Origin of the sequence: Gimesia aquarii (assembly GCF_007748175.1) — a bacterium.
Classification (GTDB): Bacteria; Planctomycetota; Planctomycetia; order Planctomycetales; family Planctomycetaceae; genus Gimesia; species Gimesia aquarii_A.
This window is the reverse complement of the sequence record NZ_CP037422.1, coordinates 360,370-386,404: the sequence shown is the minus strand read 5'-3', so window position 1 is coordinate 386,404 and position 26,035 is coordinate 360,370. Positions and strand designations below refer to the sequence as shown.

Genomic DNA, 26,035 nt, shown 5'->3' with positions numbered 1-26,035 from the left:
TTTTTACTTAACCGGTAAGTGCACTTTACACTGTTATTTTTCACCTGCTCTGTCTTCTAAGTCCACGGTCTGGGGAACCCACGTATCTCGTTTTGAAGTGCGCAGGAGTTGTCACAAGGTATCTCGTTACTATAATTTTGAATGTATAGAATCAGAGGGCGGCAAAAGGGGATTTTCATCCACCTCACTTTACTATTCTGAATCCGTCTGCTCTAAATTTGACAGGCCTTTGGGATTACATGAATCAAACACAGTTTTCTATCTTGAATTGAGAACTCAATTCCATGAATACTTATGTAAATATACTTATAACGATTCTTTGCGGATTAACTTTGTTGTCAGGCTGCAGCGAGAGCAAGTCTACTCAAAAAGCATCTAAGAGAAACTTGGCGCCGCCGGTTCCAGTCGTGAATGCGAGCGAGCTCCTGGAACTCGTGCTGAGCTCGAAAGAACCTGTACTTGTGGAATTCAGCGTTATGTCCGGTTGTTTTCGTTGTAACGATATGCGACCACAGGTCCAGCAATTGCTGGGTAATCTCGAGGGACGCGCGGAAGTTGTACGCTTGGATTTTCATTCCAACCAGGCTCTTGCAGCCTCGCTCGGCGCAACCGTTTGCCCCAGCTATGTGTTCTTTTCCAATGGTAAACCGCTTTGGACTCAGAATTATCCAACTTCGGGTGGACTACTCAACAACAGAGTTTTACAACAGCTAACCAGCAATTCGCAATCTCAGTCGGAACCTCGATCAAAGGAAGATTCCACATCGTTCTGATTCGTTCATTAATAGATGGCCTCAATCACGCGATATCTTCTCAATTTCAACCTTATCGCCTCTCAGGACCTCGGACCATTGAATCGTTACATTGAGTGGACGACGACAGTACCATTCAAACCTGCCCCCTTTTTATTAGTATTTTAAAACGGTCGAATTACGAGACGGTGGATGATCCGCATCGAACTCGTCCGGCAGGCTGTAAGATGACGGTGCCGGCTTCACTCGGACTGCAATTAGTCGATGGAGGTGCTTGAAGTATCGGCGATCTGGATCGCTGAACGTAATCGGTGCTGCGTAGTGGTGCATACCCAACTAACATGGCAATTCCGGCAAACGATCCTTTCCAAAGAGAAAATGAAATTTCGAGAAAAACTCTGCCACATCGAATCAACCGATGACGCGATCCCTCACCATCTGCTAAAATCATCCCGCCGCAAAGCGGCTTCTTTAAACAATCCGTGGCACACGGAGACACGGGCCGCGCGATTTCTGAATTCAACATCCATCACAGCGACTCGGTGAACTTTTTCATTATGCCCATAGAAAACCTAGAAGGAGTGGAGAGAATGACTGAGGAGCATCCGAACGTCGCTCTATTAAAGCAACTTGACCCTGGAAATGTAGCCGGAACCGCCGACGTATTTGCGGAAGACGTCGTTTGGCATTTCTTCAATCCACTCCTGCCAGATATGCAAGGCGACTATGTCGGTCGAAGCGGAGTTCAAGACTTCTTCGAACAAATGGCAAAGCAGACTGATGGCACCTTTAGGGTCAACCCGGTCTCTGTCACTGCGGTCGGAGATGAACTGCTGGTAACGCAGAGCAAAAACACGATGGTTATGAAAGACCAGCAGATAGAAATTGACGTGGTTGTGGTGTGGCGTATCGTTGATGGCCGTATTTCAGAAGTCTGGGACATCCCGTCCGTTCATCATGCACAGACTTCTCAAGCGTAAGAGTCTCGTAGGACCTCGGACCACATAACCGTTACTTTGAGCGGACGACAAAGAAACATCCGTGCGTCATTTCAACGCACATTCTTTTAATTAATTAGAAGATTTGCTTGACAACGAATTTTATGCTTGATAATATCATCTAATTAATTAGATGTTCTCTTTTTACAGAATCTGTCAAAGCCTAGTCAACGACAGCTTTCTTTTGATGGCTCCAATCACCCTCTTCGTGTCACAGGAAAAGACAATGGCTCGTCCCGTATCAGAACATCCCACAGCACTTGAACTCGAGATTCTTAAAATTTTGTGGGATGATGCACCCCTTCCAGTCCGCGATGTTCGCGCCAAGCTCGAATCAGAGGCACAACGTCCGTTGGCACATAGCTCTGTGATCACGATTCTCAATATCATGCACCAAAAAGGATATTTACAAAGGCAAAAGCAAGGGAAATCGTTTTTATTCTCACCAAACGTGCAGAAAGAAAATATTGCCGGCAACATTATGGGAGATTTATTGTCCCGACTCTTTGACGGTTCACCTTCTGCGATGATGCTCAATCTTCTCGAAACAGCCGAGGTCGATTCAGACGAACTCGCTGCACTACGAAAACTGATTACCCGCAAGGCAAAGGAGCAGTCGAAATGATCTGGCAAAATTTCATCGATCCTGCATTGAGTACGAGAATTTGTCTGACGTTAGTACATTCTGTCTGGCAAATGGCGGCACTGTTATTCATTGTCTGGTGCAGCGGCTTGATCTGGAAAAACCGAACTGTTGAAACCAGCTATACCATGAATGTAGCAGCGCTGCTTGTCGGCCTGCTGGCACTACCAATTACGTTTCTTATGGTGGATGTGGTTGACGTTCCTGAACAAGCTAACGTGAGCATAAAAGCAACTGCAGATTCTCCAGCAACACCACCTAGTATGACACCTGATAAGACAGCCATGGCTCCTACCGCAAAATCACAAGCAACCGGACTACCATTGGCACATAACAAACCAACCGGAAGCACTTCCACCAGCGATGCTGCTCTCGCCACACATTCATCGAACGGGAAATTATTCGGATGGTTGCAGTATATGCCCTGGGTTGTTGCCTTCTATCTTGCGGGTGTCGTTATTATGCTGGCACGATTAGGTTTAGCAATGATCAAAGCAAATCAGCTTGGTGCGCAAGCAATGGTTATCAAAGAAGGACCGCTTGTCGAATCATTGCAATCGTTAGCCAATCAATGGTCCATGAAAATCGTTCCCACATTGGCCTATACTGAACAGATCATGATCCCAACCGTCATCGGACTGATTCGGCCAATGATACTGATTCCGGCTTCCATCCTAAGTGGGCTGACGACGGGGGAACTGGACATGTTTCTAAAACACGAATTGGCTCATGTCAGACGCTATGACATGTGGGTCAATTTACTGCAACGGCTGGCAGAGACCATCCTGTTTTTCAACCCGGTTCTCTGGTATCTCAGCCGACGCATCAGCACGTTACGTGAATTTTGTTGTGATGAGATCACCTGTCAGGAAGATACGGAGCCTAATTTTGAACAGCGCGTGCAATATGCAACAGCACTGTTACGAGTTGTTGAGCTTTCCAATCCTAATTTTGTCATCAATCCTGACCTTGCATCGCTGGCAGCCAGTGGCCGCTCCCCTTCCGAAGTAAGGCGTCGCGTGGCAAGACTCTTCGGGGAGCCACTGCGAGAGCCCATTCGATTTTCTCGAAGTATGGCGTTATCAATTGCCGCGACAGCTTTGTTACTTGTATGTGGTCCCACACTCTGGTCCACCTACGCTAAAGTTAACCAGTCTCCAGAACCTATTCCGCAAAAAAATAAGATCGCAACCACTGACAAATCCACAAAGCCATTTTCCTTTGGCAGTAAAGTGGAAGTTTTATCGATCGGCACATATAACGAAAAACCACAGCGCTGGTGGAATTCTAAAGGCACTTTACTACCTTCTGTTCCCTATCACATACAAGGTGCGCAAGTCGCAGTCAGCGAGAACCAGATTGGTCGACAACTGGTATTTCGAATTTCCAACCTCCCCACTGGTTGCTCTGTCAAATGGAAACTATCCAACACAGGTTCGTCCGCGAATGGTGAAGTCGTTCTCGATGGAGTGGAAAGCCCACCCGGCTATCGTTCACAAATCTTCAACACTCGCAAAGGAACGAAATCATTTGATCTGAGTGTTGGAGTCGCCAGTAGTCAGTGGACGACAGTCAGTGAAGCAAACTCCTATGCCAGTTCTACCGCTACAAGAGATAACCAGGGCATTATTTTTTCGGGAGCATTTATTAAGAAAAATCCTAACACTAAAAAAGAAGAGCTCGTCACAGTTGTGACACACAGTTTACAAAAAAGTGACGTTCGTGTGATCGCCGTTGATTCCCAGGGTAAAACCCATACTGCTTCAAAATCTGCGCAACAGTACGCAGGTGGCACTGCACCCGTTCATCAGACAAGGTGGTATTTCAGAAATCTTGAACTGAAAAACTTCGACCACTTCGAATTTCAGAAACGTGAATTCGAATGGGTCGAATTGAAAGACTTGCCACTTTACCCTTCGGAAACTAGTAACACGCTATCCGAGAAAAAAACGACTCAGGAAAACAGCGAAACATCGACTCCAGTGAAGCATGTTACTCCCGAAAAGTTACCGATCGTTGTAGCAAAACATGTTTTGTTACTGAATGGAAATCAGATCATCACCTGGAATGAACTCGAACAGAAATTTGCGGCGATGCCTGATCCCTCATCAGTCAGACCCGCATTTTACATTACCAGAGGGGCCACGGAAGCGGGTCTATATAAGACAACAAAAGCAAAAATCTGGGAGTTGCATCGTAAATTTAAACTCGGTGGCCATAGCGAAGGGAGCCTTTGGCCACGGACCGATTTTCGATATGACCACATTAAAACGGTTGACGATCTGCGACCTGATCCTGCCCTAAAATTCACGGGCACAATTCTCAACTCAAAAGGAGAACCAGTGGAAGGGGCCGAAGTGGTATTGATCAAACCTGTCGACAAGTCGATCTCTTACAAAACCTACCATATGGCCCTCGTACAGGGACGAATCCGCAACCGACTTGAGCATATTATGACCCTTTCAGACTCGAATGGTCAGTTTGAGTTATATCCGCCAAAGAACCCGTGGTATTACATTGTTGCCTTACATCCCAAGGCAGGTTTTTCTCTCAACAGAAGCGATTGGATTCTGCCAGACAAAAAACTCAAGCTGTTGCCCTGGTCGGGATTAAAAACAAATATAGATGAAGTGCCGAACGAAACACAAACCGTGTCTCTCAGGACACAAATAGAGGCAACAGAAGCCTGGCCGGAAATCATATTGAACCAATATTGGAGCGACCTGCCCAAATCGGTTCAAACAGAGGGCTTTCAGTACCAACACATTCCACCGATCAATCGAACAACGATCTCTCGTAGTTTTCGCGGTCAGGACGGGGGAAGCTTTTCGATACCCGGCGCATCCGTCAGCCTGTTGCCTGGAGAAATTCGAGAGCTTGGCCTGGGACCGCTCTCCAAACAACAAAGCCTGCAACTGAACAGGATGCGCGAGTCATCTCGTAAACGCCGTGAACTTATTGATAAAAAACTCAAGGGCCAGAAAAAGGTGAAGAAAGAATAAATGATTCAATCTCGCACAGCCGCCCATTGCTGATCCAGAATTTTGGGCGAAATTTTGAGAGCCGTTCCCAGTTTCTGCGCAAAGAGTGAGATGCGATATTCTTCCAGCATCCAACGAAACTTAATTAACTGCGGATCGATAATCTCGCGTTCATGGTGTTGTCGGGCACGTTGCGAATATTGTTCGAAGTAACGTGAAATACTGCGGATATTACTGAGATCGCGTTTCAAACCAGCACCTCCCAGTTTTCCCAGACGAATTTCGATGCCCTCAAGGTATCGTGGAAACTGCTGTAACCAGGGATAAGGTGTGCTGACCAGAAAGCGATCGTTGATCATCGCTTTCAATTGTGCCCGCATGTCATGCAACGGTTCATTCCAGGCGGGGACTTTGGTTTTCTCCAGAGTCATCTTGATACGATGATACTTTTCAAGTAACTCAGGCAATAGGCTGGCTAAATCTTGTGCCGCTACGGGAATTTGATTACGCCATTCTTTGACTAACTTTCGATATTGTGCTTCGCTGCGCGGAAGCCGTTCTTTCTGTCCAAACAAAGTGCGTTCTGCCAGTAGCTCAATTAACTGTGCTTTGAAATTGATTCCACCGATGGAAGTCGCGTACAGCGTCATCTGACTCAGGCCGGGCAAGTGATCCACCTGCGATTTCAGCTTGCGATGTTCGGCGAGGACAAACAAGCGTCTCAGCCCGAAGCGTGTTTCATAAGCAGCTCGCTCGGGGGCATCACGTAAACAGAGGGCAACCGACTTTCCTTCGTCCAGTAAACTCGGAAAACCGGTGAGTGCAAGATGATTGTGTTGAACCTGAACCTCTGCGGGAAAGTCACCGAACGTCCAGTCTGTTAATCCACTCTGACTCCAATGATCATCGGAAAGCGAAGAAAAACTGTCGGCCGCTTTGGAACCAAATTCCTGACGCAACTCTGTCAAATTACGCTTGCTGGCAATGGTCTCTCCCTGCTGATCAAGCACGCGGATATTCATCTGCAAGTGATGCGGTAAACGCTGAATTTCAAACTGATCGGCCGTGATCGGTTCACCCGAAATCTGTGACAGCATCTCGGCCACCGTCTCTTCAAACGACCCCTTGCCGAACTCCAGCTTGCTGACCACCTGTCGTGCCGTTTCAGGAGCCGGTACCAGCATACGACGCACCGACTTCGGTAACGCCTTGATCATCGCGGCGACTTTTTCTTCCAACAGACCGGGCACCAGCCACCCCAATCGATGCGGAGAAAGCTGATTCAAACTCTCCTGCGGTATCGAAACCGTCACACCATCTTCTTCAGCGCCAGGCTCCAGATGATATTCCAGCGGGAACTGCATTTTCCCCATGTTGAGTGCATTGGGAAATTCTGTTTCGTCGACATCCTGAGCTTGTTCTTCGAAGAAATCTTCCAGTCGCATGTTGAGCAGCGTCGGCGTTTTGCGGCTGGCAGCCTTCCACCACTTTTTTAAACTGACACCATCGAAGACATCCGCGGGGATTCGCTCATCATAAAACGCGAACTGCTGTTCCTGCGAGGGAATCAAATCGTAACGCCGCGACTTAGCCTGCTGTTGCTCGAGCGCTTCCAGAAAATTCTGATTGTGAGTCAGAAAATCGATCTGCAGACTGATGTCTCCTTCGACCAGACCGTATTGCAGTAACAACGTCCGCGATTGATCGGGCTCGATTTTTCCATAGTGCACGGAACGTCCGGAAACAATCGTGAGTCCGAACAGGGTCACTTTTTCTGTTGCAACTGCTGAGGCAGCGTCTCCATTCCAACGTGGATCACTCCAGCTTTTTTTCACCAGATGAGCGGCCGCGGGCTCGATCCAGTTGGGGGAAATTTTCGCAACCGTGCGTGCATAACGTTTGCTGGTCTCAATTAGTTCCGCCGAGATAATCCACTTCGGTTTTTTCTCAAAGACTCCCGAACCGGGCCAGAGAAAATATTTTTGTTGACCCGATCCCGTGTATTCGTTCGTATCCGAGCGCATGGCGATATTCGAAAGAAAACCGGGTAACAGAGCGCGGTGGATGGATGCGGAATCATCCTTACGGGGATGGATTTTTAAACCTGTCTCTTCCACCAGTTGTCTCAACTGACGAAAGATGTCCGCCCACTCCCGTAATCGATTATAAGACAGAAAATTCTGCACACATGCCTTGCGCAGTCGACTCTGCGAAAGATCCTCTTTCAACTTGTGATAAAAGTCCCAGAGTTTGAGATAACTGAGAAAATCAGAATCAGGGTCGCGGAATGGCAAATGGGCTTCATCGGCTGCCTGCTGTTTGTCAATAGGTCGCTCGCGCGGATCTTGCAGTTCCAGAGCCGCCGCGATAATCAGGATTTCATGTAGACAATTTTCATCGTGAGCCGCTAATATCATCCGGGCAATGCGTGGGTCAACGGGTAAGCGACTCAGTTGCCTGCCGATGTCAGTCAATCGATAATGCGAGTCGATCGCCCCCAGTTCAAACAACGTATTGTATCCATCGCGAATGGCGACCGGCTTGGGGGGATCAATAAAGGGAAACTCTTCAATGGCTCCCAGCTTCATCGTCAGTGTCTGCAGAATGACGGAAGCCAGATTGGTTCGCAGAATTTCCGGTGGCGTAAATTCGTCACGGCTGTTAAAGTCGGTTTCACTATAGAGTCGAATACAAATCCCGGGTGCGACGCGACCACAGCGTCCCGCCCGCTGATTCGCTGACGCTTGCGAGACCGCTTCAATGGGCAGACGCTGTACTTGCGAGCGACTCGAATAACGACTGATGCGCGCCAGACCGGTATCAATCACATACCGAATGCCGGGCACCGTGATCGACGATTCGGCAACGTTGGTCGCGATTACAATCCGCCGATACGAGGAGGGGCGGAAGACCTTGTTCTGTTCCGCCGTCGACAGCCTGCCATATAAGGGCACAATTTCGGTCTGACGCGCCCCATCGTCGCCGATGATCGAACGGCCTCGCAGAAGCTTGGCCGTCTCGCGGATATCCCATTCCGTTGGCACAAAAATCAGAATGTCGCCCTCATCAATGGCCGCTAGCTCGTTGACCGCTTCTGCCAGCAACGATTGTTCGTCGGCACCATTCCCCTGTGACTTTGATTGATTTTGTGCCTTTGGTTCTGCATCGAGAGGACGATAGCGAATTTCCACCGGATACGTTCTGCCGGACACATTCAGGATTGGTGCTGGTTTGCTCTTCGTTGAAAAATGTTCGCTGAAGCGATCTGCGTCGATGGTGGCAGAGGTGATAATCACCCGCAGGTCTTTACGTTTGGGAAGCAGACGTTTCAGAAACCCGAGTAAAAAATCAATGTTCAAGGATCGTTCGTGGGCTTCGTCAATAATAATCGTATCGTATTGATTCAAGAATCGGTCGGTCTGTGTCTCCGCCAGCAGAATCCCGTCGGTCATCAACTTAATATAGGTATTCGGATTCGTTGTGTCCGTGAATCGTATCTTAAAGCCGCAGGCGGTTCCCTGTTCGCGTCCCAGTTCTTCAGAGATCCGCGCACAAACCGAACGAGCGGCGATGCGGCGGGGTTGCGTGTGACCAATCAAACCGCCAATACCACGCCCCATTGACAGCAAGAGCTTGGGAAGTTGCGTCGATTTTCCCGACCCGGTTTCGCCACAAACAATGACGACTTGATTCTCTTCAATCGTGTGTTTGATTGTCTTTAATTCTTCATGAATCGGCAGGCTCTTGTCAAAGGTAATCTGTGGGCACTGCTTCAAACGCGCCGCGCGACGGTCCATGGACTTTTTCAGTTCGTCGCGCAGCCGCTTCAAATTTTTATCGAACGGCTTCTTGCTTTTTTTCGCCTGTCGAATCGATCGCAGCCGTTGTGAAAACCGAAACTGATCTCCGACCATCGCCTGTTCAATCGAAGCCGGCATTTCCGACAGCGCAGCATCCACACTCTCACCGGCAGAACCAGCGTCAGCAGCAGCAGAATGAGAATCACCGCGGGACATTAGACAACATCGAAGCAAAAGAGACATAACAAGATGGAGAAATAAGGACCCGCATTATGAAACGAAAGTTCGGCAGCGCGAAGGGTTTAGGGAGAGATTTGTGAGATTACCGGTTTGAACGGGTCCAAAGAGGCGATTATGACGGCTGTATTTATGCTATCTTGATTGAGTTGGTTCAGTTTTGTCATCCCAATCATGGACAACAATCTGTCCCTAACTGTATCAATTGTGCGGCAACCCTTTGCAGATCGGGTTCGATGATTTCGGGTGACCTGGCGAGTGGATAGAGCTGGGCGCCCGGTCGGGAAACGAAGGCCCCGCGCCAGCCGGCCCAGAGGGCACCGGCGATGTCCCAGCCGTGGGCGGCGATCAGCATGCAATCCTCCGGTTGGACTTTCATTTTGCGGGCCGCCCATTTGTAAACGTGAGTATGCGGTTTGAACATCTGGAGTTCTTCAATACTCAATCGTGATTCGAATAGATCATTTAGCCCCGCATTTTTCATTTGTGCATCGACGCCGGCCTGAGAGGAATTCGTCAACGTTACCATACGATAGCCTGCCTGCTTTAATTGCGTAAGTGCTGGCTTTACATCCGGATGTGGGGGCAGGGAACGAATAGGAGCAATCGCCTCTCTGGCCGCTTCCTCGGAAAGTTCGATCCCGTGGTTGCGGGCCACCATCTGTAGTGTGGCCGCGCCGATCACGCCGAAGTCGTCGTAATGATCGCCGACTGTCGCGACCAGAGAATGTTGTAGCATGGTGGTAAACCAGAGTGGCAACAGATCAGCGCGCCCATTGAGCGCTTGCGCGACACTCTCTTTCATCGCTTCCAGATCCAGCAACGTTTCATTGACATCAAAGAACAGGCACTTCGGCCGCGTGTTCGCAGGCGAAGCTGGCTGATCCTGCGCCGTTGCCAATGCGGGCAACATTCCGGCAGCAACTCCGGCACTGGTCGCCAGAAAATTACGACGGCTGTTATCAGATGCATTTGCTGAATCGGAATCCTGGCCAGGCAACATCCTTTCGTCCTTTCTCTGATGATGGAATCAAAACGATTTCATATTCGAAATCAATCAGCACAGTATGGCATTTTTCCTACATTCCTTCCAGACTATATCAGGCTTCCTGATAAATAACATGCGTTGGACATGGATTTTTACTACCACGAAAGACACGAAAAAGCACGAACAATAGTGACCCCCAGCGAACTCTGGGATTTGTTTTTCCATCTATTTTTATAAGTGAAAATCGTCATTCGCGTTACCGAGTGCTAGCGCGCTGTCGCTCACAGAATTTTGTGTCTTTCGTGGTAGTCATGATTCTTTTTCTTTAGACAAATGCGCTTTTGCACTTCTCCATTTTCAGCTAGAGATGGTGAGCGCTATTCGGTAGAGTGTTGTTTGCCGTTCCTTGCTGAGCTTTGTTTTCACTTGTGGGGAGAAATTCGTCATGCCCATCATTCCTGTATTTAAACGAGGGCTCCCTTTGTCGAGTGGGTCTAATCATGCTCAACGGCACACAGGGGTCAAGAGAAACTTATGCGCCTTAATGTCTCGGAAGTGGTACGAAATCGCCGTTTGGTTTGGTCTATGGTTTCAGAAAGCGTGTTCAAAAGGAGTGACTCGATACGAGACATGGGGAACCGGTTCTGGTGTTTCAGGTGAAAATGTGGAAAAAATCATGCTTTTTTGGATGCACAAACTGAGGTGGTGCGCCATGTGCAGTTATCCAAAAAACGTGCCTCGCGCGCGCGACGCAGAATCAGGGAGTTTCAAGAACAGCACGATGGCGTCAAGTGCAAAATCTTCACTGGAACCAGCGATACGACTACCGCATATTATTTTTTTATTACGGTATCACTTTTGGTAAAATAATTTCAAGAACCGACGAAACCGATCGAATCTTCAGAGCACATGCTTCAATTTTTTAATAAGGATGAATCAAAATGGACTGGAATGCAATCTGGGAGTACTTTGGTAATTTCAACGATCGGGAGTTTTTTCGGATTTTCGTGATGGCCTGCTTCGTGATTGGAGTCCCACTGACAATTGGTATTGCTGCGAGAACCGTTGGCTGGTCAGTCAAACAGATTCGTTATTGTCAAAAGTTGATTGATGAAAATTCGAGTGCAGACCGTGTTACTTGATCGATGCTCTTCAAATGAAAGAGTCGACAGTGATCATAACGATGATGATCACACCGATGGCCATTTTCCCAACGACACCGAGAATCCGACCGATGAACGCCGCTCTTCCAATTTCCTGGCGGTCGACATCTTGATTCCCTTTCCAGACTTCTCCCAGATAGGCACCCATGTACGCACCCACGCTTCCTCCTAATATGGCTCCCATGATTGTTCCCAACGGTGGTACAATGGGTGTGGCTAATCCAGCACCTAGTATGCTACATAAAAATGTACCTAACAACGAAAGAATCATCGCCCGCCGGCTGGCTCCTTTTTTGGCAGCTCCCGCAGAACCGCCGAGCATTTCAACCAGTTCGCCCAGACCGGCGAGTGCGACCGCTATGAGTAACACAGTCAGCGAAATCCCGTTATTTTCCTGAACTGGCATGAAAACGTAAAACAACGCAGACAGAAAGACAACAACCCAGTTTCCCGGCACCAAAAACAGAATCGAAACCCATGCCGTTATATTCGCTAACAGTAAGAGTGTTGCCATCAGGTAATAGAAGGTGACTGGCAGTAAGTCATAGAGCCATTCAAATGACATAGGGACTAACCCGAAATGTTTAACTTGGTAAATGAAGGAGTATTGCAAGAAGTTTATTGATTTGCAGTACATTTCGTAATCGTTCTTCGTCAATCGTCATGAAATATTATGGAATGCAAAAAAAAGACGAATGTTGGCAGATAGATCGAGGTTAGTTTAATAGAGAGTACTCCATATTGGTGCTGAATATGTACTTTTGAACACATTTAGAGGTCGACTGAGCAGACAATGATTGTATTTGTCTGGATTCAGGGGTAAAATTTTAAGTTTGATAAGCCATTGATGGACGAAGATTCTTATAATAATCCATGATGATTAATGTTCGTGTGGGAATGGATCATTCTCACATCGCTTCTACTATCAAGGGCATTAACACACTTAAGTAAGTGCTGAGATGGTCACTGTTTCAGCCTAATCCAAGGAGCAGGTCGTGAGTATCGTCAATCCTACCAGGGACGTCCATGTCGAGGAAATTGTAGACGTTGAATCCCGAAACTGGTTGAACATGAAAGAAGTACCTGCCTGGTTTATCAGCCTGGGCGTGCATCTGGTGATCTTGTTCATTCTCGCGAGCATCACACGAATTACGTTGCTCGATTCCGAGAACGCGATCATTTCTTCCATCGAAGAAATCAATCCTGATGTTTATAAACTCGATCCGACCATCCAGGACGTTGTTGGAACTGCCGGTGATACGACAATGCTGTCACCTTCGATGGCCGCTGCTCCTGAAACGTCCCGAGAGCAGCAGGAAGCGCTGAAAAGTCAACTCGAAAACGAAATTGAAACCCCTGAACCCATCTTTGACGATGCATTGACTCAACCTGCCAAGGAAGAGTTGACGGCGGCCGTCGAAGTCACTGGTGAAACAGACCGCCCAGGTGGTGTGGCAGGAGCAATCGACCGTCTGACATTAGAAATTGCTGCCGCTGCCAAAGAGAAGAAATTACTTGTCGTCTGGTTGTTTGATGTTTCACCTTCAGTAACCAAGCGTCGCAATCAAATCGCAGACCGCTTCGAAAATGTCTACAAACAGTTGGGAATCCTCGAAGCCGCGGAAAATGAAAACACGCTGAAAACAGCGGTAGCCGCCTTTGGTGCCAAAACTGAGATCATCACAAAAGATCCCGTGAGTGATGTGAAAGAAGTGGTCTCCAAGATTCGCTCAATTAAGGAGGACATGACAGGCGACGAAAATGTGTTTGGCGCTGTCCAGATGGTTTCAAAACGCTGGCTTTCCTATAAAAGGCAAGGGCGTCGCAACATGATGATCATTGTTGTGACTGACGAAGCGGGAACTGACGCCGAACAAAATCTCGAAGATGCCATTATGTTAACAAAACGAAATGGGATTAAGTGCTATGTAGTCGGCAACGCCGCACCGTTTGGCCAACGCGATGTGATGACAAAGTTCGAAATTGAGCCTGGTGTTTTCGTAGATGCTGTATCGGAGACTGGACCAGAGACAATCGCACCTGAGCGGATTAAACTGCCATTCTGGGGGACGAGCGCTTATGACATCCGTCAGCTTTCCTCCGGCTACGGTCCCTATGGTTTGACACGACTCTGTGCGGAAACGAATGGCATTTTCTTTATTACCCAGGATACAACGGAGAAGGGTGCCAAATTTGAATCGGCTGACATGCGAGATTATCACCCCGATTATATTTCGATTCGTGATTACGATAAACGCGTGCGTATGAATATGGCGAAAGCATCTTTGGTGCGGACTGCGATGGCGACCCGCGCTTCAAAACGCAGGCTGCCAATTCCCACTTTGAGATTCGCAGCCAACAATGACAACGTGCTCAGACAGGCAATCACGGCGGCTCAAAAGCCAGTCTCAGAACTGGATTACGGTTTAAACGAATTACAGGTTATGCTGGAACAAGGATTGAATGACCGTAAAAAGATTACTGAACCGCGCTGGCGCGCCAATTACGATCTGGCGTTAGGTCGGGTATTGGCAATGCGTGTGCGGACCTTCGGCTATAATACGGTTTTGGCAGAAATGAAAAGCAATCCTAAAGCCTTCGAAAAGAAAGGAAATAACTCCTGGCAACTGGTTGCCGCGAAAGACGTGCGTTCCAGTCCCTCTGTACGAAAACTCGCTAAGCGGGCTAATGAACTTCTGAACGGCATCATCGATGAGCATCCTGGAACCCCCTGGGCTTATCTGGCTGCCAAAGAACTCAACACACCTTTAGGTTGGACCTGGAAGGAATTCAAACAAAATCTTGACTCAAGCGGCAATCGAGTCAGGACACAGAACCCACGTTTTGCTGAAGACGAACGTAAGAGACGTGAGGCGCTCAAAAAACGAGGAGTGAAAGGGAACCAGCCACTCAAAATCTGACCGTCAGAATTGTCTTTATAATATAGCTTTAAGTGTTAACAATCAAAGAAATATGATCAGGAGTCCACTCTCCGGGTCCATTATTCATATCAATTTATCAAGAATCACATCAACTTTTTTTGTCTGTTGATGTGAAGCTGGTGCTGATTCTAAAAAAGATCGCTCAGCAAGAAAAAAGCAGGCACAAGGGGATATTACTGATGGCTCACGCGCGAGACTATTCAGCTTTTTTCACATCTTTAATCGTACACGCGGTGATTCTGCTGGGTATGGCGATGATCCATCACCAACTTACCGATAATCAGCCCGAGGTCGCGATTGAAACGATCTTTGATGATGAACGAGACCAGGCAGAATTCGAACAGGTTCTGGAAACGAATTTAACCATTTCTGAAAACCTGAGTGTCACGTCGGGGGGAACGGTTTCGACTAATGTAGGTGCCTCGACTGCCCCTGCTATCTCCTCGCAAAAGATTGAAAAGTCAGAGAGCTTGAAGGAACCTGAAATCAAGATCAGTGCCGGTGAGATTACGGCACCCGGTGATGATATTTTGGGTGAAGACCTTGGCGTTGGTGAAGTGACCGGTGAAGTGGGAGCCGTCGTTGATGGATACGGCACCGCGATGAGCCGCATCTCCAAAGAGCTCATCCGTATCATGCGTGAAGAAAAAATTCTGGTCGTTTGGCTGTTTGATGAATCCGGAAGTATGAAAGACGACCAGAAAGAAATTCGCGACAATTTTAACAAGATCTATGGCGAGTTGGGAATCGCCGTCAAACAGGATGCTAAGATTCGCTCCCGTGATCAAACATTACAAACAGCCATCCTCAGCTTCGGTGCGGCAGTGCATGTTCACACTGCCAAGCCAACCACAGATTTGAAGGAAATTCAAGAAGCGATCACTAAAATTCCCACCGATGAATCCGGGCTGGAAAACATGTGCCAAACGGTTTCAGCCACGATTGACAAATATAAGGTCATGGCAAATAGAACAAAACGCAGACTGTGTATCGTTCTTGTCACTGATGAATCAGGCGATGATGGCGCTGCGGTAGAAGAGGTGATTACGCGAGCTAAACGTGTCAAAACACCGATTTATATCTTGGGGCGGGAATCAGTTTTTGGTTATCCTTATGCACGCCAAATTTGGAGAGATCCCAAATACGACCTGCCGTTTTGGATTCAGATCAACCGTGGACCAGAAACAGCATTTCCCGAATCGTTACAGTACGACGGCCTGCACGGGCGCTGGGACGCCTTTTCTGCCGGTTTTGGCCCTTATGAACAAGTACGAATTGCACGTGAGACAGGCGGCATTTTCTTTGTCTTACCCGGTAAAGAAGGCACCCTGGCAGGATCTGGAAGTAATCAGGCACGTCAATTTCGTTTTCAGGACATGAAAGAGTATCAACCTTTACTGCTATCCCGTCGTGAATACGATGCATCACGCAGCGCCAGCAAGTTTCGTACGGCGATCTGGAAAGTGATCGTGACCATGAATCCGCATCTGGACAAACAGTTGAATATCAGAGAACTCTATTATCCCGTCAAACAGAAAGAGTTCTATGCAATGGGAAGTAAAGAGGTTCCCAAAGCCATTCGCGCGATGGGACTATTACAAAAATCGGTTGATATTCTGGAATCAGTTAAGCCTTTACGGGCTCAGGAAAAATCGTCTCGCTGGCGAGCCGCCTATGACCTTACACTTGCGCAATGCCTGGCATATCGTGTGCGTCTCTTCCAGTTTTGCTTAGCCATGGATCAGCATGCCAAAAAGATGCCTCCTGTTTCAGAGAAAAAAAACAATGTCTGGAATGTAAGACGTGACAAAAAAATGCTGCCACCAGATCCTGAACAGGTCAAACTAACTAAAGTCAGTGTTGAAAAACTGGATGAGCAATTAAAGAAAGCGGAAGCCCAATACAAACTGGTCATGAAAGAACATCCGGGAACACCCTGGGCACAAAGGGCCAACTTTGAGATGCGTCAGGGATTTGGAATGACCTTTAAAGATGGTTTCCGCGATCCTCGTTATGTTTCGAAACGAAAAGAAATCAAAGTTCCCAAGTTTTAAGGGGAGACGAATTACTTAAGATTCTTAACTCATGACAGGGCACTTTCGGAAATCTTTTCACGGAAGTGTCCTGTTTGCTTTTATACATTGTGATGTCTACGTAGCATATAGAGAGAAATCACATTACATAAATAGCACACTCAATTTCAGGAGTTTTCAACAAGATGAAGATGTACCGCGATCATAGTTATTTGAATGCTTTCACGGGAGTGATGGCTGCTCTCCTGTTCTCCTCCATTCTGGGAAGTAGCGCTGCCCATTCCGGCGAAAATAAACCTGAGACGGAAGAAGGTTGGATTAGCCTGTTTAATGGAAAAGATCTTACAGGTTGGGAAATTGCCGAGAATGGTCCCTGGAAAGTCGAAGATGGCAAAATTGTAGTGACCGGTAAACGCTCACACCTCTTCACAAAAGATGAGTTCAAGAACTTCGAATTCAAAGCAGACGTGATGACAACACCAGGCAGTAACTCCGGCATTTTCTTCCATACAAAATTCCAGGAAGAAGGCTGGCCTAAACACGGCTATGAATCACAAGTGAATGTCACACACAAAGACCGCGTGAAGACTGGTAGTATTTATAATCGTGTGAAGCTGTTTAAAACACCCGCGAAAGATAATGAATGGTGGACGCAACACATTATCGTCAAAGGTCGGCACGTTGTTGTTAAAATTAATGGAGAAACTGTGGTCGACTATACTGAGCCCGAAGGCGCAACCGGTTATCCTTCACTGGGAGAAAAAGGTAAATTTGCCTTACAGGCGCACGACCCCAAAAGTGTTGTTTATTACAAAAACATTCGTGTCAAACCATTGGCGGACTAAAATCAGCGGCAGTTACCTGATTCTATCTTTCGAGCCCTCGAATAACACGAGGGCTTTTTTCTTCAAATTTGATTGAGTAAAGCAGTGTAAAGTGAAACTGGGATACAATACTAATGGCCTGGCCTTCCATCGCTGGGATGACGCTATTCGGTTGATCGCTGAGACTGGATATGAGTCTGTCGCCATCACAGTCGATCATTATACTCTCAATCCGTTTGCAGCAGATCTTCCAGAGCAGTTACAGGAAATGCAAACGCTGCTGAAACAATTTCAACTTTCTTCTGTGATCGAGACGGGTGCCCGTTTTTTATTGAATCCACGCGCAAAGCATGAGCCCACTTTGCTGAGTGCTGCACCTGAGGAACGTGCGAGACGCATCGATTTTTTAAAACGCTGTATCGATCAGGCCGCTTTTTTGAAGTCTGACGCAGTCTCCTTCTGGGCAGGTCAACTTAAAGAAGAGATTTCTCGTGAAGCCGCTCTAGAACGTCTGGCAGAAGGATGCCAGGAGGTGATTGAGTACGCGGCCGAAAAACAAGTCAGACTTGCTTTTGAACCCGAACCGGGAATGTTGATCGAAACGTTGAACGATTTTAAAGAGTTAACAAAGCTCATCGATCATGACTATTTTGGCTTGACGGTTGATATCGGACATTTACAGTGTATGGGCGAAACGCCCATTAGCCAACATCTCACTCCCTGGGCAAATCGAATTTTCAATATCCACATTGAAGATATGATCGTTGGAATTCACGATCATTTACGCTTTGGTGAAGGAGAGATCGATTTTGTTGATGCCATTTCTGGTCTACAGGACATCAATTATTCTGGAGGGATTCATGTGGAATTAAGTCGACATAGCCATATTGCGCCTGATGTTGTTAAAGAATCGTTCTGTTTTCTTCGAGATTTATTAGAAACGCATTGAACCCAAAGAACAGCGATTCCAGAACTCTTTATCTGCCAATAGAGTCTCTTTGCGTGTACTGCGTTGTGCTGATTATAAGGATTATGTCTATTAAATCAGCCTCACTTCAGTCACCTTACGCCAGCTTACGATAAAAAGAAGAGTCACGAAAATAACAGAACTGCTGTTGGTTTTATACTCATACAAAAAAGAAAAACCAATACAAAGCAAATCGATTTCTGTTGATCTTCTCACTCTGTTTCAATCATAAGTCAGCATGACATCTTCGATTTCTAAAACATTCGATCTACTGTCACAAAGCAGAAATTCCCATGCTGTGAATGCTTTAATTCTGGCTTTGGATGTTGAAGATCAAGCGATTAGAGAGTTGGCAGTCGCTGCTTTGCTTGAGCAACAAAGCACAAGGGGACTGGTGGAGGTCATTCGCCGGTGTGCCACTCTTACTCCCGACATTCGAAAATTGCTGGAATCACAATCAGATGCGCTAGAGGCTGCCATCAAACAATGCTTGCTGCATGGAAATCGCGAACTTCAGTATTGTGGATTGTCATTTGTACGGAGTACAAATGACTTCAGACAGATTCCAGCACTGGTTTCGTTATTTGAGAACAAACGTCTGATTAATCATCAACCGGATTTGACGACACAAACACTACGTTCACTTGTCGGCAAATTGTATGAATATTTTCTAGACACTTCTGCAGACTCAATCTATTCCCGTTCATTTCTGAGAAATGCGCAGAATATAAGAAGGGATAATTTGAATGCTCTGTTGTTGGCAGCTGAAAATTTTCAGGAATTTGATCGCCCTGAAGAGATTGTCGAAAGCCTACTCATTCTGGGCAATGTAAGTGATTCAGCAATCAGAAAAGTATTGTGGCATTCCAATACAGAAACAAAGCGACTTGTAGAGAAGGTCTTAAAAGACAGCAAACACATCGGCGTGATGCAGTTGATTTGTGATTTCACTGAAGTCAATTATCCAAATCCTAAAGCATTAGAAGCTATTTCAGAGCGTGAGGATCCGGAGTTTATCGCTCATTTATTGCGCTGGTTACCTGAGCGACCTTCAGAACTCCAACAAACGAACTTCAAGCAAATTCGGACAATAAACTGGCTGAGAGCAGACAAACAGGAATTCTGGAAAATACCAAGCAATCTGCAACCTGCTGTGATTAGGTTAATCAGTCTACTCGATTTGGATGTGGCTAGCAAAAAACAAGCCCAAAAATGGATGTTACAAAATGGTACGCCTGAAGCAAAAGAAGCTGCGATTGGGATTCTGAGAAATCTTGATTCTTCAGAAGTGACCGAAATGGTGTTAGAAAGCCTCGAGTCGGAAGACCCGGTTCAACAGGCGTGGGCCACATGTCAATTACGCACGCAACATGTTCCCGATGCGATCAATTTGTTGATTACGAAGCTAGACAGTCCATTGCAAGAGGTAAGAGAAGCAGCCCGGCAAGAACTTGGCAGTTTTGATGTAGAATATGTGTTAGAACATTTTGAGGAGTTTAATACTCATATCTGTTCTGCTGTTGGCAAACTGTTACAGAAATTAAATCCCCAATGTACACGAGAATTCAGCCGTGCTCTTGCGCACCCTTTAAGAAAACGACGAATTCAGGCAGCGCGTTGTGTACAAATCTTGGAATTGCATGACCAGGTGATTCCTGCACTGGCTGCATTGGTGGAAGACACAGATGACCTGGTACGCAGAACCAGTGCCGAAATTTTGTCAACACTGGGAAGTCCCGCAGCCAAACAAGCCTTAATTCCTTTAATCACGGATGATAACTCACGTATTCGAGAAATCGCGATTAAGGGCTTAAGGTCAAAAAAGAACGCAGAGCAACCTACTCAATAATCAAATGGGACCATTGAATGATGATTGAATTTGTTTCCATTCTGGCGGCAGGACATACCGATGAAGTTTCACGGGCATTTCGGAATCGTGGGCTTTTACAGGAAAACTGGTTGTTCATTTCCATTGCCATTGTTGTCGGTATGGTCTGGCTTGCTCTTTTTTTATGGGAAAAAATTCAGTTACAACGCAAAGCAACTGCCGATACGCCTCAAGGATTGTTTTATGATCTATGCAAGACTCACCGATTGAATCGTACTGATACGAACTCCTTGTTCAAAGTGGCTTCAGAAAACTATGCTGATCAGCCAGCAATGATTTTTATCGACCCAGGTATTCTCAACGATTATATCGGTGAAGCAGGTTCCGATAGAAAGTATTATGAAACGCTCGCAGAGAGACTGTTTTAAGAAGTTAGATGTGATAACTCTCAGCATTCGGTCTTTCGGCCACATAATAATAACTCAAGATATCATGTGGTAGTTCGTGAACTTCGATACCTGCAAACCCAATATCTTCGAGTGTCTGGCACATCATTTCTTTCTCCCATCCAGCACTGCCTTTTCCTCTGGAAGCTGTCATCCAACGCATATTGGAAACGGCAAATCGATGAAGCGCCATTGGGATGTTCTGAATTTGATCGAGGTTGCTCGGAGTCGCAATATCCTGAATTAATACAATTCCCCCCGGCCGTAATGCAGCAAAAGCTTCATCCAAAACCTGAAAAGGATACTCCTGATAGTGTAATACGTCAAATGCTGTAATCAGATCAAATGAGTTAATTGCATGGATCTGTGAGATATCCCGATTGATGAAAGTGATATTTTCAATATTTCGTTCGTTCGCTATTCGATTTGCGCTTTCGATCAACTCTTCGGAATCATCGTATCCCACAAATCGGCTCTTTGGAAAGATAGCCGCCAGTTCCAGCAATGTTGATCCACTTCCGCAGTCCAATTCCAACACATCAATTCCTTCACAAAGCTGCATAATCAAATTGGGGACCAATGGAAGTACATATTTAAACAATCCGTTGATAGCCGATTTCGACTGTTCCTCGTCCATTTCTGACTGCAAGCTTGCAAATAGAGAATGAGGTATGCGATCTCCTTCGCGAAAAGATTTTACGATCTCATCTTCCAATTTGCTGAAGATCGAAAACCATTGCATGTTGACCGCATAGTTTTTTGAATCGGTAGATCGCGTTAACCAAACGGCATGTTCTGGCGGCAACCGATAGGTTTTAAACATGGAATCGTATTCTAGAATGCCACCTGCCACCATAGTGGTTAACCATGCGCCGACATAATGTTCGAATAACCCTGCTCGATCTGCTATCTCCTGACGTGTGGCTGTCTCCGTACCCTCCAATGTATCAAAGAGCCCGGTACGATGACCAACTGAAATCATCAAAGCCAAACTACTCTGATTGATGATCTCTTGAAGCTTTTGCTCAAAAAGTTCTATGCGTTCTAAGTCACTTGTGAAATGGCATGCAGTGGTCATCTAAATCGTCCCTTTTGAATCATTGAATTGTTACCAACTACTTCACCAAGCGCAGTGGCGGCCAGAGTGTTACTCACCATTTGCAAAAATAGGTAAAATAAATCAAGCTTTGTATTGAGGACCAGGCCGTAAAATAAATACAGACCGTAAGTTGTGTTTTTGAAATGAGATATATGAATAAATGCACATCATCAAAAGAAGGGGGCTAATTTTTTTGGATCTTAAAGCGGACAACACCTGTTTTGTTCTCTACAATGAAGTAGCGAACATTTCTTGTAAGTTGACCCTATAACTACGATGACCGAATCGTCAAAACGGTGATCATAGTATGGTGCCTGTAGCGGGAAACAGATAAAGTTAGGTTGGAGCGTCTTTATGTTTCGTCAATTAATTCTCCCCGCCGCTGTCGTGGTGATTGCATTGGCGGGGATCGGCGCTTTTCTTGTGAATACAGAAAAATCGAATAACGCCATCGCGGAGAAAAAAGCGACATCACCATCACTCGCTGAGCTTCAACCTGAATTGGTGTTAAACGAGCGCGAGCAGCAGTTGAATGATATCAATCTGATTCTCGCTAGCCGTGTCCCTGACCTTATCAGCGGTAATGCCCAACAAATACAACGAGAAGCAACACCCTGGCTCGATCCTGCTTTGGATGATATCTACCAGCAATTAGAAAATCTAAAATTATCAATTCGTTTTCCCTATGACGAAGAGACATTTGCCATCTGGGTAGGTAACCCATACAAAGTTGTAGAAGGGAAAAAAGTCTATCAACATTCGGAAGTTCTAAAAAAAGCAGTCCCTCTGATCAATCAGATACCTTTCCCTGTAAGAATTTGGTTTTATGGGACACGGGATCAATCGAATCCTGAGTTGGGTGAATGTATTGAATCACTTGCTGACATTACCAATTTGGGCGGCATCAAGTTTTCTTATTGCCGCATCAATGAAAGAGGTTGTGCCGCGCTTCGAACCCTTCCAAATTTGACAAACCTTGAGATATTACGATCTTCTCTGAATGATGCAGGGTTTAATCAGATCGTGCAAAACAAGAAATTACGCCGTCTGCATACGACTTTCGGAACTCAAAAAATCTCATCAAAGACAGTGGAAAAAGTCACTGAATTACCAGAGTTAGAAAATCTCAAACTCATTGTTTCGCTTGATCCTCAAAGTGCAGCCTCTTTTTGGAAAAAGCTGGCAGCATGTAAAAATTTAGTCGATCTGGAAGTCGACTGTGGATCTGTGACACGAAAAATCATGGTCGATTTCTTGAAAAAAGGAGATCATAAAAAACTTCAGAAGTGGAAAATCTATGGAGTATTCCCTCGCAAAGAATTGGCAAATGCATTGGCAATGGCACCAAATCTGGAAGAACTTCATTTCCCCTCTGGAAGTCTGTCTGACACAAGCTACCTGCTTGAACAATTATCAAAACATCATCCACATATGAAATCGTTGTCGATTGGTTGGTCTGGCGGAGAGAATTTTTTAAAGGGAGATGAGGCACGTACTGCTTTCAGTCAATTGGCCCGCTTTCCCCATCTGGAGACATTTTTCGTACCAATCTTGTTGCCAGATCCAGAAGCCTTGCAACCACTGACCAGGCTTAGATATCTTGAAAGTTTTTATTGCAAAAACCTAAATCTGAATCAGGCAACACTGTTGGAACTGGCTCAGATGCCAAGTCTTAGAAAATTGACGGTGGATTCTCTTGAATTTGGTCAAGAGGCCGGGCACCTTTTGCCCTGGTTGTCGAAAGTGAAACAGATTGAAATCAACAATCCAACCACACTCACTGATAAGCGATTGAGCCTACTTGCAACAATGCCCCGCCTGACAGAATTGAAATGGTGCGATATTGGCATCAAGGAGCCGATTCCTCTCACAGATACAGCGCGTTCCCGCTTTCAATACATCAATTTTAATGTTTGCGAAAAATGAAGTTTGCTATTCCTCCGCTTCATTGAACAAAAGCAATAAGAACCGTGGATATTGAGAATACAGTGATCTTTATTAAGGGTTCTTCATTGGTATTTTTTGCCAGTCGAGTTCATCGATTCGCTTGAGCTCTCCTTCGATGTCGGTTCCCGTGTAAAACGAAAACCAGCCCTTCACACGCGTGGTTTCTCCAGGAGCACAATCGGGAAAGATCGGATCGGAGTGCAGGCAGGGACATTTCTGATTGCCCCAGGGTTTAAAGCAGGGACTCCAGGCCATAATCATCCAATGGTTACCCGTTTCGGACCGGCAGGCAGCATAAGGCGCGCGAAACAATTTGTTGTCATTGCTCTGCTGCGCGAAACCCTTTGCCATTTTCAACATGGCACAATTTTGGACACGCAAATTCGTCAATGGCTGATCAGTTCCATTCTTTAGCAACATATCCATCAGGACCGCATCCTGTCGAGGCACAACAACGGTCGTAAATTCAATTCCGTTGGGCAGCTTACGAGTCATTGAAAGTGTACCACTATCATGTCGTTTCCATTCCAGAGGTTTCATCGCAATATTTTGCTTCGACCAGATGGTCGGCACATGTGTATGCGCCAGATAAGTGAGCCCCAGGTTCGACCAGATCGCTTCAGGAATATCCAGCACCACGTAACTATGCTGATCCCAAGGCGTAAAAACTGAAATCTTTGTTTCCCGTTGCGGGTCGATAGCCCCTTCCAGAAACCCAATCCGTGGATGCCGCCCGCCGGGATATGGTTTGACGAGTAAAGGCGTTTTAGGATTTTGCTCCGTCTTAGGATGAGGCTTTAAATCAAACCGTTTGATAGCAGCATTGATGTCTGATTGATCCATGCCAGTTGCCTGCTGAATTTCATCCACTGTGAAGTGATGGAACACAACCATATTCTCCAGCCAATATTTCAGTTCTGCTTCGTTTGTTGGTTTTCGTGCATTAGAAACAGCATCTTCCGCTTGCGTAACTGTCAAACCAAATATGATGATGAAAATTGAGAATATGGTAGAATAAAATTTTCGCAACATTAGAGCACCTTCCTTCATGATGTATCAAACAAATTCGATCAACACACAGTTTACATCAAATTCCTGAGAAACATCCACAATTTTGTGGCCACAAATCCCCGTTTTGACACTAACAAAACTGATAATCGAAAGAGTAAGACGAATTACAGTTGTATCGGATCGGCAAGCTCAATTTTTTTTCAGTTTGCAAAGAGAACACTCCTAAACTTATGAAATACTGCGTTTCGATTGTTATAAAGTTCCGAATTACAGATCTCCTTCTAAATCCCCCATCTCTATAGACACAACCAGCCAAACCCCCTAGAATCTGCCGGTTTTTCATTCTCCCCCCACACTGGAAGCATCGGCCCTACTCAATGAATTCACAGCAGACAGCAGCCCCCCTCGTTGAAACTGACGATGCAAACCTTAAGAGTGAATCTACTGAGTCGGTGCAATCAGGCAAATACTCAGCGTGGGATTGGGCAACGATCGGCTGGGTGGTAATGATTCATTTAGGATTGTTGGCGGCTCCCTTTTATTTTACCTGGACCGGATTGTTCACGTGTCTGTTTCTGGGTTGGTTGACCGGTGGCATTGGGATTTGCATGGGTTACCATCGACTGTTAACGCATGGCAGTTTTCAGACTTATCCCACTCTGTTTCGACTGATTGGTTTGATCGGATTGCTGGCAGGGCAGGGACCGCCGATTCAATGGGTGGCCAATCACCGTAAACATCATTTACACAGTGATCAACCTGAAGACCCGCATTCGCCACGCGAGGGACGTTGGTGGAGTCATATTCTCTGGCTGGTTCCGCATCATAGTGCTGAAGAAGTCACGGCGACACATGAACGCTTCGCCCCCGATCTGCTCAAAGATCCTTTTATGCGTTTCTTGCAGAAAACATTTCTATTCTGGCATATTGGCTTCGGTGCGCTTCTGTATGGCATTGGTTACGCAGTAGGTGGTTCAGAGACTGCGATCAGCATGATCGTGTATGGCATGTTTGTGCGCTTGTTTTATGTGTTACATGCCACCTGGTTTGTGAATTCTGCTACGCACATCTGGGGCTACCGTAATTATGAAACAACCGATGACAGCCGGAATCTGTGGTGGGTCGCTTTACTCACGTATGGAGAAGGCTGGCATAATAACCACCACAAGTATCAACGCATGGCGAAGAACGGTCATCAGTGGTGGGAACTCGATATGACCTACTATGCAATTCTGACACTCGAAAAACTGGGGCTAGCCTGGAAAGTCGTCAAGACACCACCGCCTAACGACCAGGAGTCAATCATCAAAAAGCCACAATTTGCGCGTGAGCATCTAACCATTCGACGGTAATCAAATCGCCCACCTGTTACGGTC

At 46.3% G+C, this 26,035-nt stretch carries 20 protein-coding genes; 15 read left to right on the top strand and 5 right to left on the bottom strand.

What is annotated here, in order from left to right; translation table 11 throughout:
• Nucleotides 1–407: 407 nt before the first annotated feature.
• The 5 genes from V202x_RS01550 (at nucleotide 408) to V202x_RS01535 (ending at nucleotide 5,395) form a co-directional block, all read left to right on the top strand.
• A complete protein-coding gene (locus tag V202x_RS01550; RefSeq protein ID WP_197993168.1) occupies nucleotides 408–773 on the top strand; it encodes a thioredoxin family protein in 366 nt (121 codons plus the stop codon).
• Between the two features lie 357 nt (nucleotides 774–1,130).
• Complete coding sequence (locus V202x_RS27325; RefSeq protein WP_197993167.1) at nucleotides 1,131–1,298, top strand: hypothetical protein; 168 nt, start codon at nucleotides 1,131–1,133, stop codon at nucleotides 1,296–1,298.
• Nucleotides 1,299–1,342: 44 nt separating this feature from the next.
• Nucleotides 1,343–1,732 carry a nuclear transport factor 2 family protein gene (locus tag V202x_RS01545; RefSeq protein WP_145170585.1) on the top strand — a complete coding sequence of 130 codons (390 nt, stop codon included), beginning with the start codon at nucleotides 1,343–1,345 and terminating at the stop codon, nucleotides 1,730–1,732.
• Nucleotides 1,733–1,976: 244 nt separating this feature from the next.
• Nucleotides 1,977–2,375, top strand: coding sequence for a BlaI/MecI/CopY family transcriptional regulator (locus tag V202x_RS01540; protein WP_145170583.1), 399 nt, complete (start codon nucleotides 1,977–1,979; stop codon nucleotides 2,373–2,375).
• Nucleotides 2,372–5,395, top strand: a complete 3,024-nt coding sequence (locus tag V202x_RS01535; RefSeq protein WP_145170581.1) for a M56 family metallopeptidase — start codon at nucleotides 2,372–2,374, stop codon at nucleotides 5,393–5,395. Before V202x_RS01540 ends, V202x_RS01535 begins: the two co-directional genes overlap by 4 nt.
• Nucleotides 5,396–5,400: 5 nt before the next feature.
• Here the strand turns inward: V202x_RS01535 and hrpA are convergent, their stop codons facing one another.
• Nucleotides 5,401–9,390 (bottom strand): ATP-dependent RNA helicase HrpA, encoded by a 3,990-nt coding sequence (gene hrpA / locus V202x_RS01530; protein ID WP_145170579.1) that lies wholly within the window; start codon nucleotides 9,388–9,390, stop codon nucleotides 5,401–5,403.
• A 193-nt stretch (nucleotides 9,391–9,583) separates the two neighbouring features.
• Nucleotides 9,584–10,414 (bottom strand): haloacid dehalogenase type II, encoded by an 831-nt coding sequence (locus V202x_RS01525; protein ID WP_145170577.1) that lies wholly within the window; start codon nucleotides 10,412–10,414, stop codon nucleotides 9,584–9,586.
• Nucleotides 10,415–10,844: 430 nt separating this feature from the next.
• On the opposite strand from V202x_RS01525, the gene V202x_RS01520 reads away from it, so the two are divergent.
• Nucleotides 10,845–11,264, top strand: a complete 420-nt coding sequence (locus V202x_RS01520) for a hypothetical protein (protein ID WP_145170575.1) — start codon at nucleotides 10,845–10,847, stop codon at nucleotides 11,262–11,264.
• Between the two features lie 76 nt (nucleotides 11,265–11,340).
• Nucleotides 11,341–11,541 (top strand): hypothetical protein, encoded by a 201-nt coding sequence (locus V202x_RS01515; protein ID WP_145170573.1) that lies wholly within the window; start codon nucleotides 11,341–11,343, stop codon nucleotides 11,539–11,541.
• Nucleotides 11,542–11,551: 10 nt separating this feature from the next.
• Here V202x_RS01515 and V202x_RS01510 read toward each other — a convergent pair whose 3' ends face one another.
• Nucleotides 11,552–12,127, bottom strand: coding sequence for a DUF456 domain-containing protein (locus V202x_RS01510; protein ID WP_197993166.1), 576 nt, complete (start codon nucleotides 12,125–12,127; stop codon nucleotides 11,552–11,554).
• Between the two features lie 430 nt (nucleotides 12,128–12,557).
• On the opposite strand from V202x_RS01510, the gene V202x_RS01505 reads away from it, so the two are divergent.
• The 6 genes from V202x_RS01505 to V202x_RS01480 all read left to right on the top strand — a co-directional run bounded on the left by V202x_RS01505 (nucleotide 12,558) and on the right by V202x_RS01480 (nucleotide 20,584).
• Nucleotides 12,558–14,483 (top strand): vWA domain-containing protein, encoded by a 1,926-nt coding sequence (locus V202x_RS01505; protein WP_145170569.1) that lies wholly within the window; start codon nucleotides 12,558–12,560, stop codon nucleotides 14,481–14,483.
• Between the two features lie 200 nt (nucleotides 14,484–14,683).
• Nucleotides 14,684–16,558 (top strand): VWA domain-containing protein, encoded by a 1,875-nt coding sequence (locus V202x_RS01500; protein ID WP_145170567.1) that lies wholly within the window; start codon nucleotides 14,684–14,686, stop codon nucleotides 16,556–16,558.
• Nucleotides 16,559–16,728: 170 nt separating this feature from the next.
• Entirely contained in the window at nucleotides 16,729–17,382 is a 654-nt protein-coding gene (locus V202x_RS01495) for a DUF1080 domain-containing protein (protein WP_145180291.1), read from the top strand.
• Nucleotides 17,383–17,473: 91 nt separating this feature from the next.
• The gene (locus V202x_RS01490) at nucleotides 17,474–18,310 is read left to right on the top strand and encodes a sugar phosphate isomerase/epimerase family protein (RefSeq protein ID WP_145170565.1); all 837 of its coding nucleotides are present in this window, start codon (nucleotides 17,474–17,476) and stop codon (nucleotides 18,308–18,310) included.
• A 256-nt stretch (nucleotides 18,311–18,566) separates the two neighbouring features.
• Complete coding sequence (locus tag V202x_RS01485) at nucleotides 18,567–20,177, top strand: HEAT repeat domain-containing protein (RefSeq protein WP_145170563.1); 1,611 nt, start codon at nucleotides 18,567–18,569, stop codon at nucleotides 20,175–20,177.
• 17 nt (nucleotides 20,178–20,194) lie between these two features.
• Nucleotides 20,195–20,584 (top strand): hypothetical protein, encoded by a 390-nt coding sequence (locus tag V202x_RS01480; protein WP_145170561.1) that lies wholly within the window; start codon nucleotides 20,195–20,197, stop codon nucleotides 20,582–20,584.
• 4 nt (nucleotides 20,585–20,588) lie between these two features.
• Here the strand turns inward: V202x_RS01480 and V202x_RS01475 are convergent, their stop codons facing one another.
• On the bottom strand, nucleotides 20,589–21,680 hold the full coding sequence (locus V202x_RS01475) for a class I SAM-dependent methyltransferase (protein WP_145170559.1): 1,092 nt from the start codon (nucleotides 21,678–21,680) through the stop codon (nucleotides 20,589–20,591).
• A 375-nt stretch (nucleotides 21,681–22,055) separates the two neighbouring features.
• On the opposite strand from V202x_RS01475, the gene V202x_RS01470 reads away from it, so the two are divergent.
• On the top strand, nucleotides 22,056–23,627 hold the full coding sequence (locus V202x_RS01470; RefSeq protein WP_145170557.1) for a hypothetical protein: 1,572 nt from the start codon (nucleotides 22,056–22,058) through the stop codon (nucleotides 23,625–23,627).
• A gap of 72 nt (nucleotides 23,628–23,699) precedes the next feature.
• On the opposite strand, the gene V202x_RS01465 is transcribed toward V202x_RS01470, so the two are convergent.
• Nucleotides 23,700–24,680 carry a hypothetical protein gene (locus V202x_RS01465; RefSeq protein WP_145170555.1) on the bottom strand — a complete coding sequence of 327 codons (981 nt, stop codon included), beginning with the start codon at nucleotides 24,678–24,680 and terminating at the stop codon, nucleotides 23,700–23,702.
• A 356-nt stretch (nucleotides 24,681–25,036) separates the two neighbouring features.
• Between V202x_RS01465 and V202x_RS01460 the strand changes: the two genes are divergently transcribed.
• Nucleotides 25,037–26,011 carry an acyl-CoA desaturase gene (locus tag V202x_RS01460; RefSeq protein ID WP_145170553.1) on the top strand — a complete coding sequence of 325 codons (975 nt, stop codon included), beginning with the start codon at nucleotides 25,037–25,039 and terminating at the stop codon, nucleotides 26,009–26,011.
• Nucleotides 26,012–26,035: the final 24 nt, after the last annotated feature.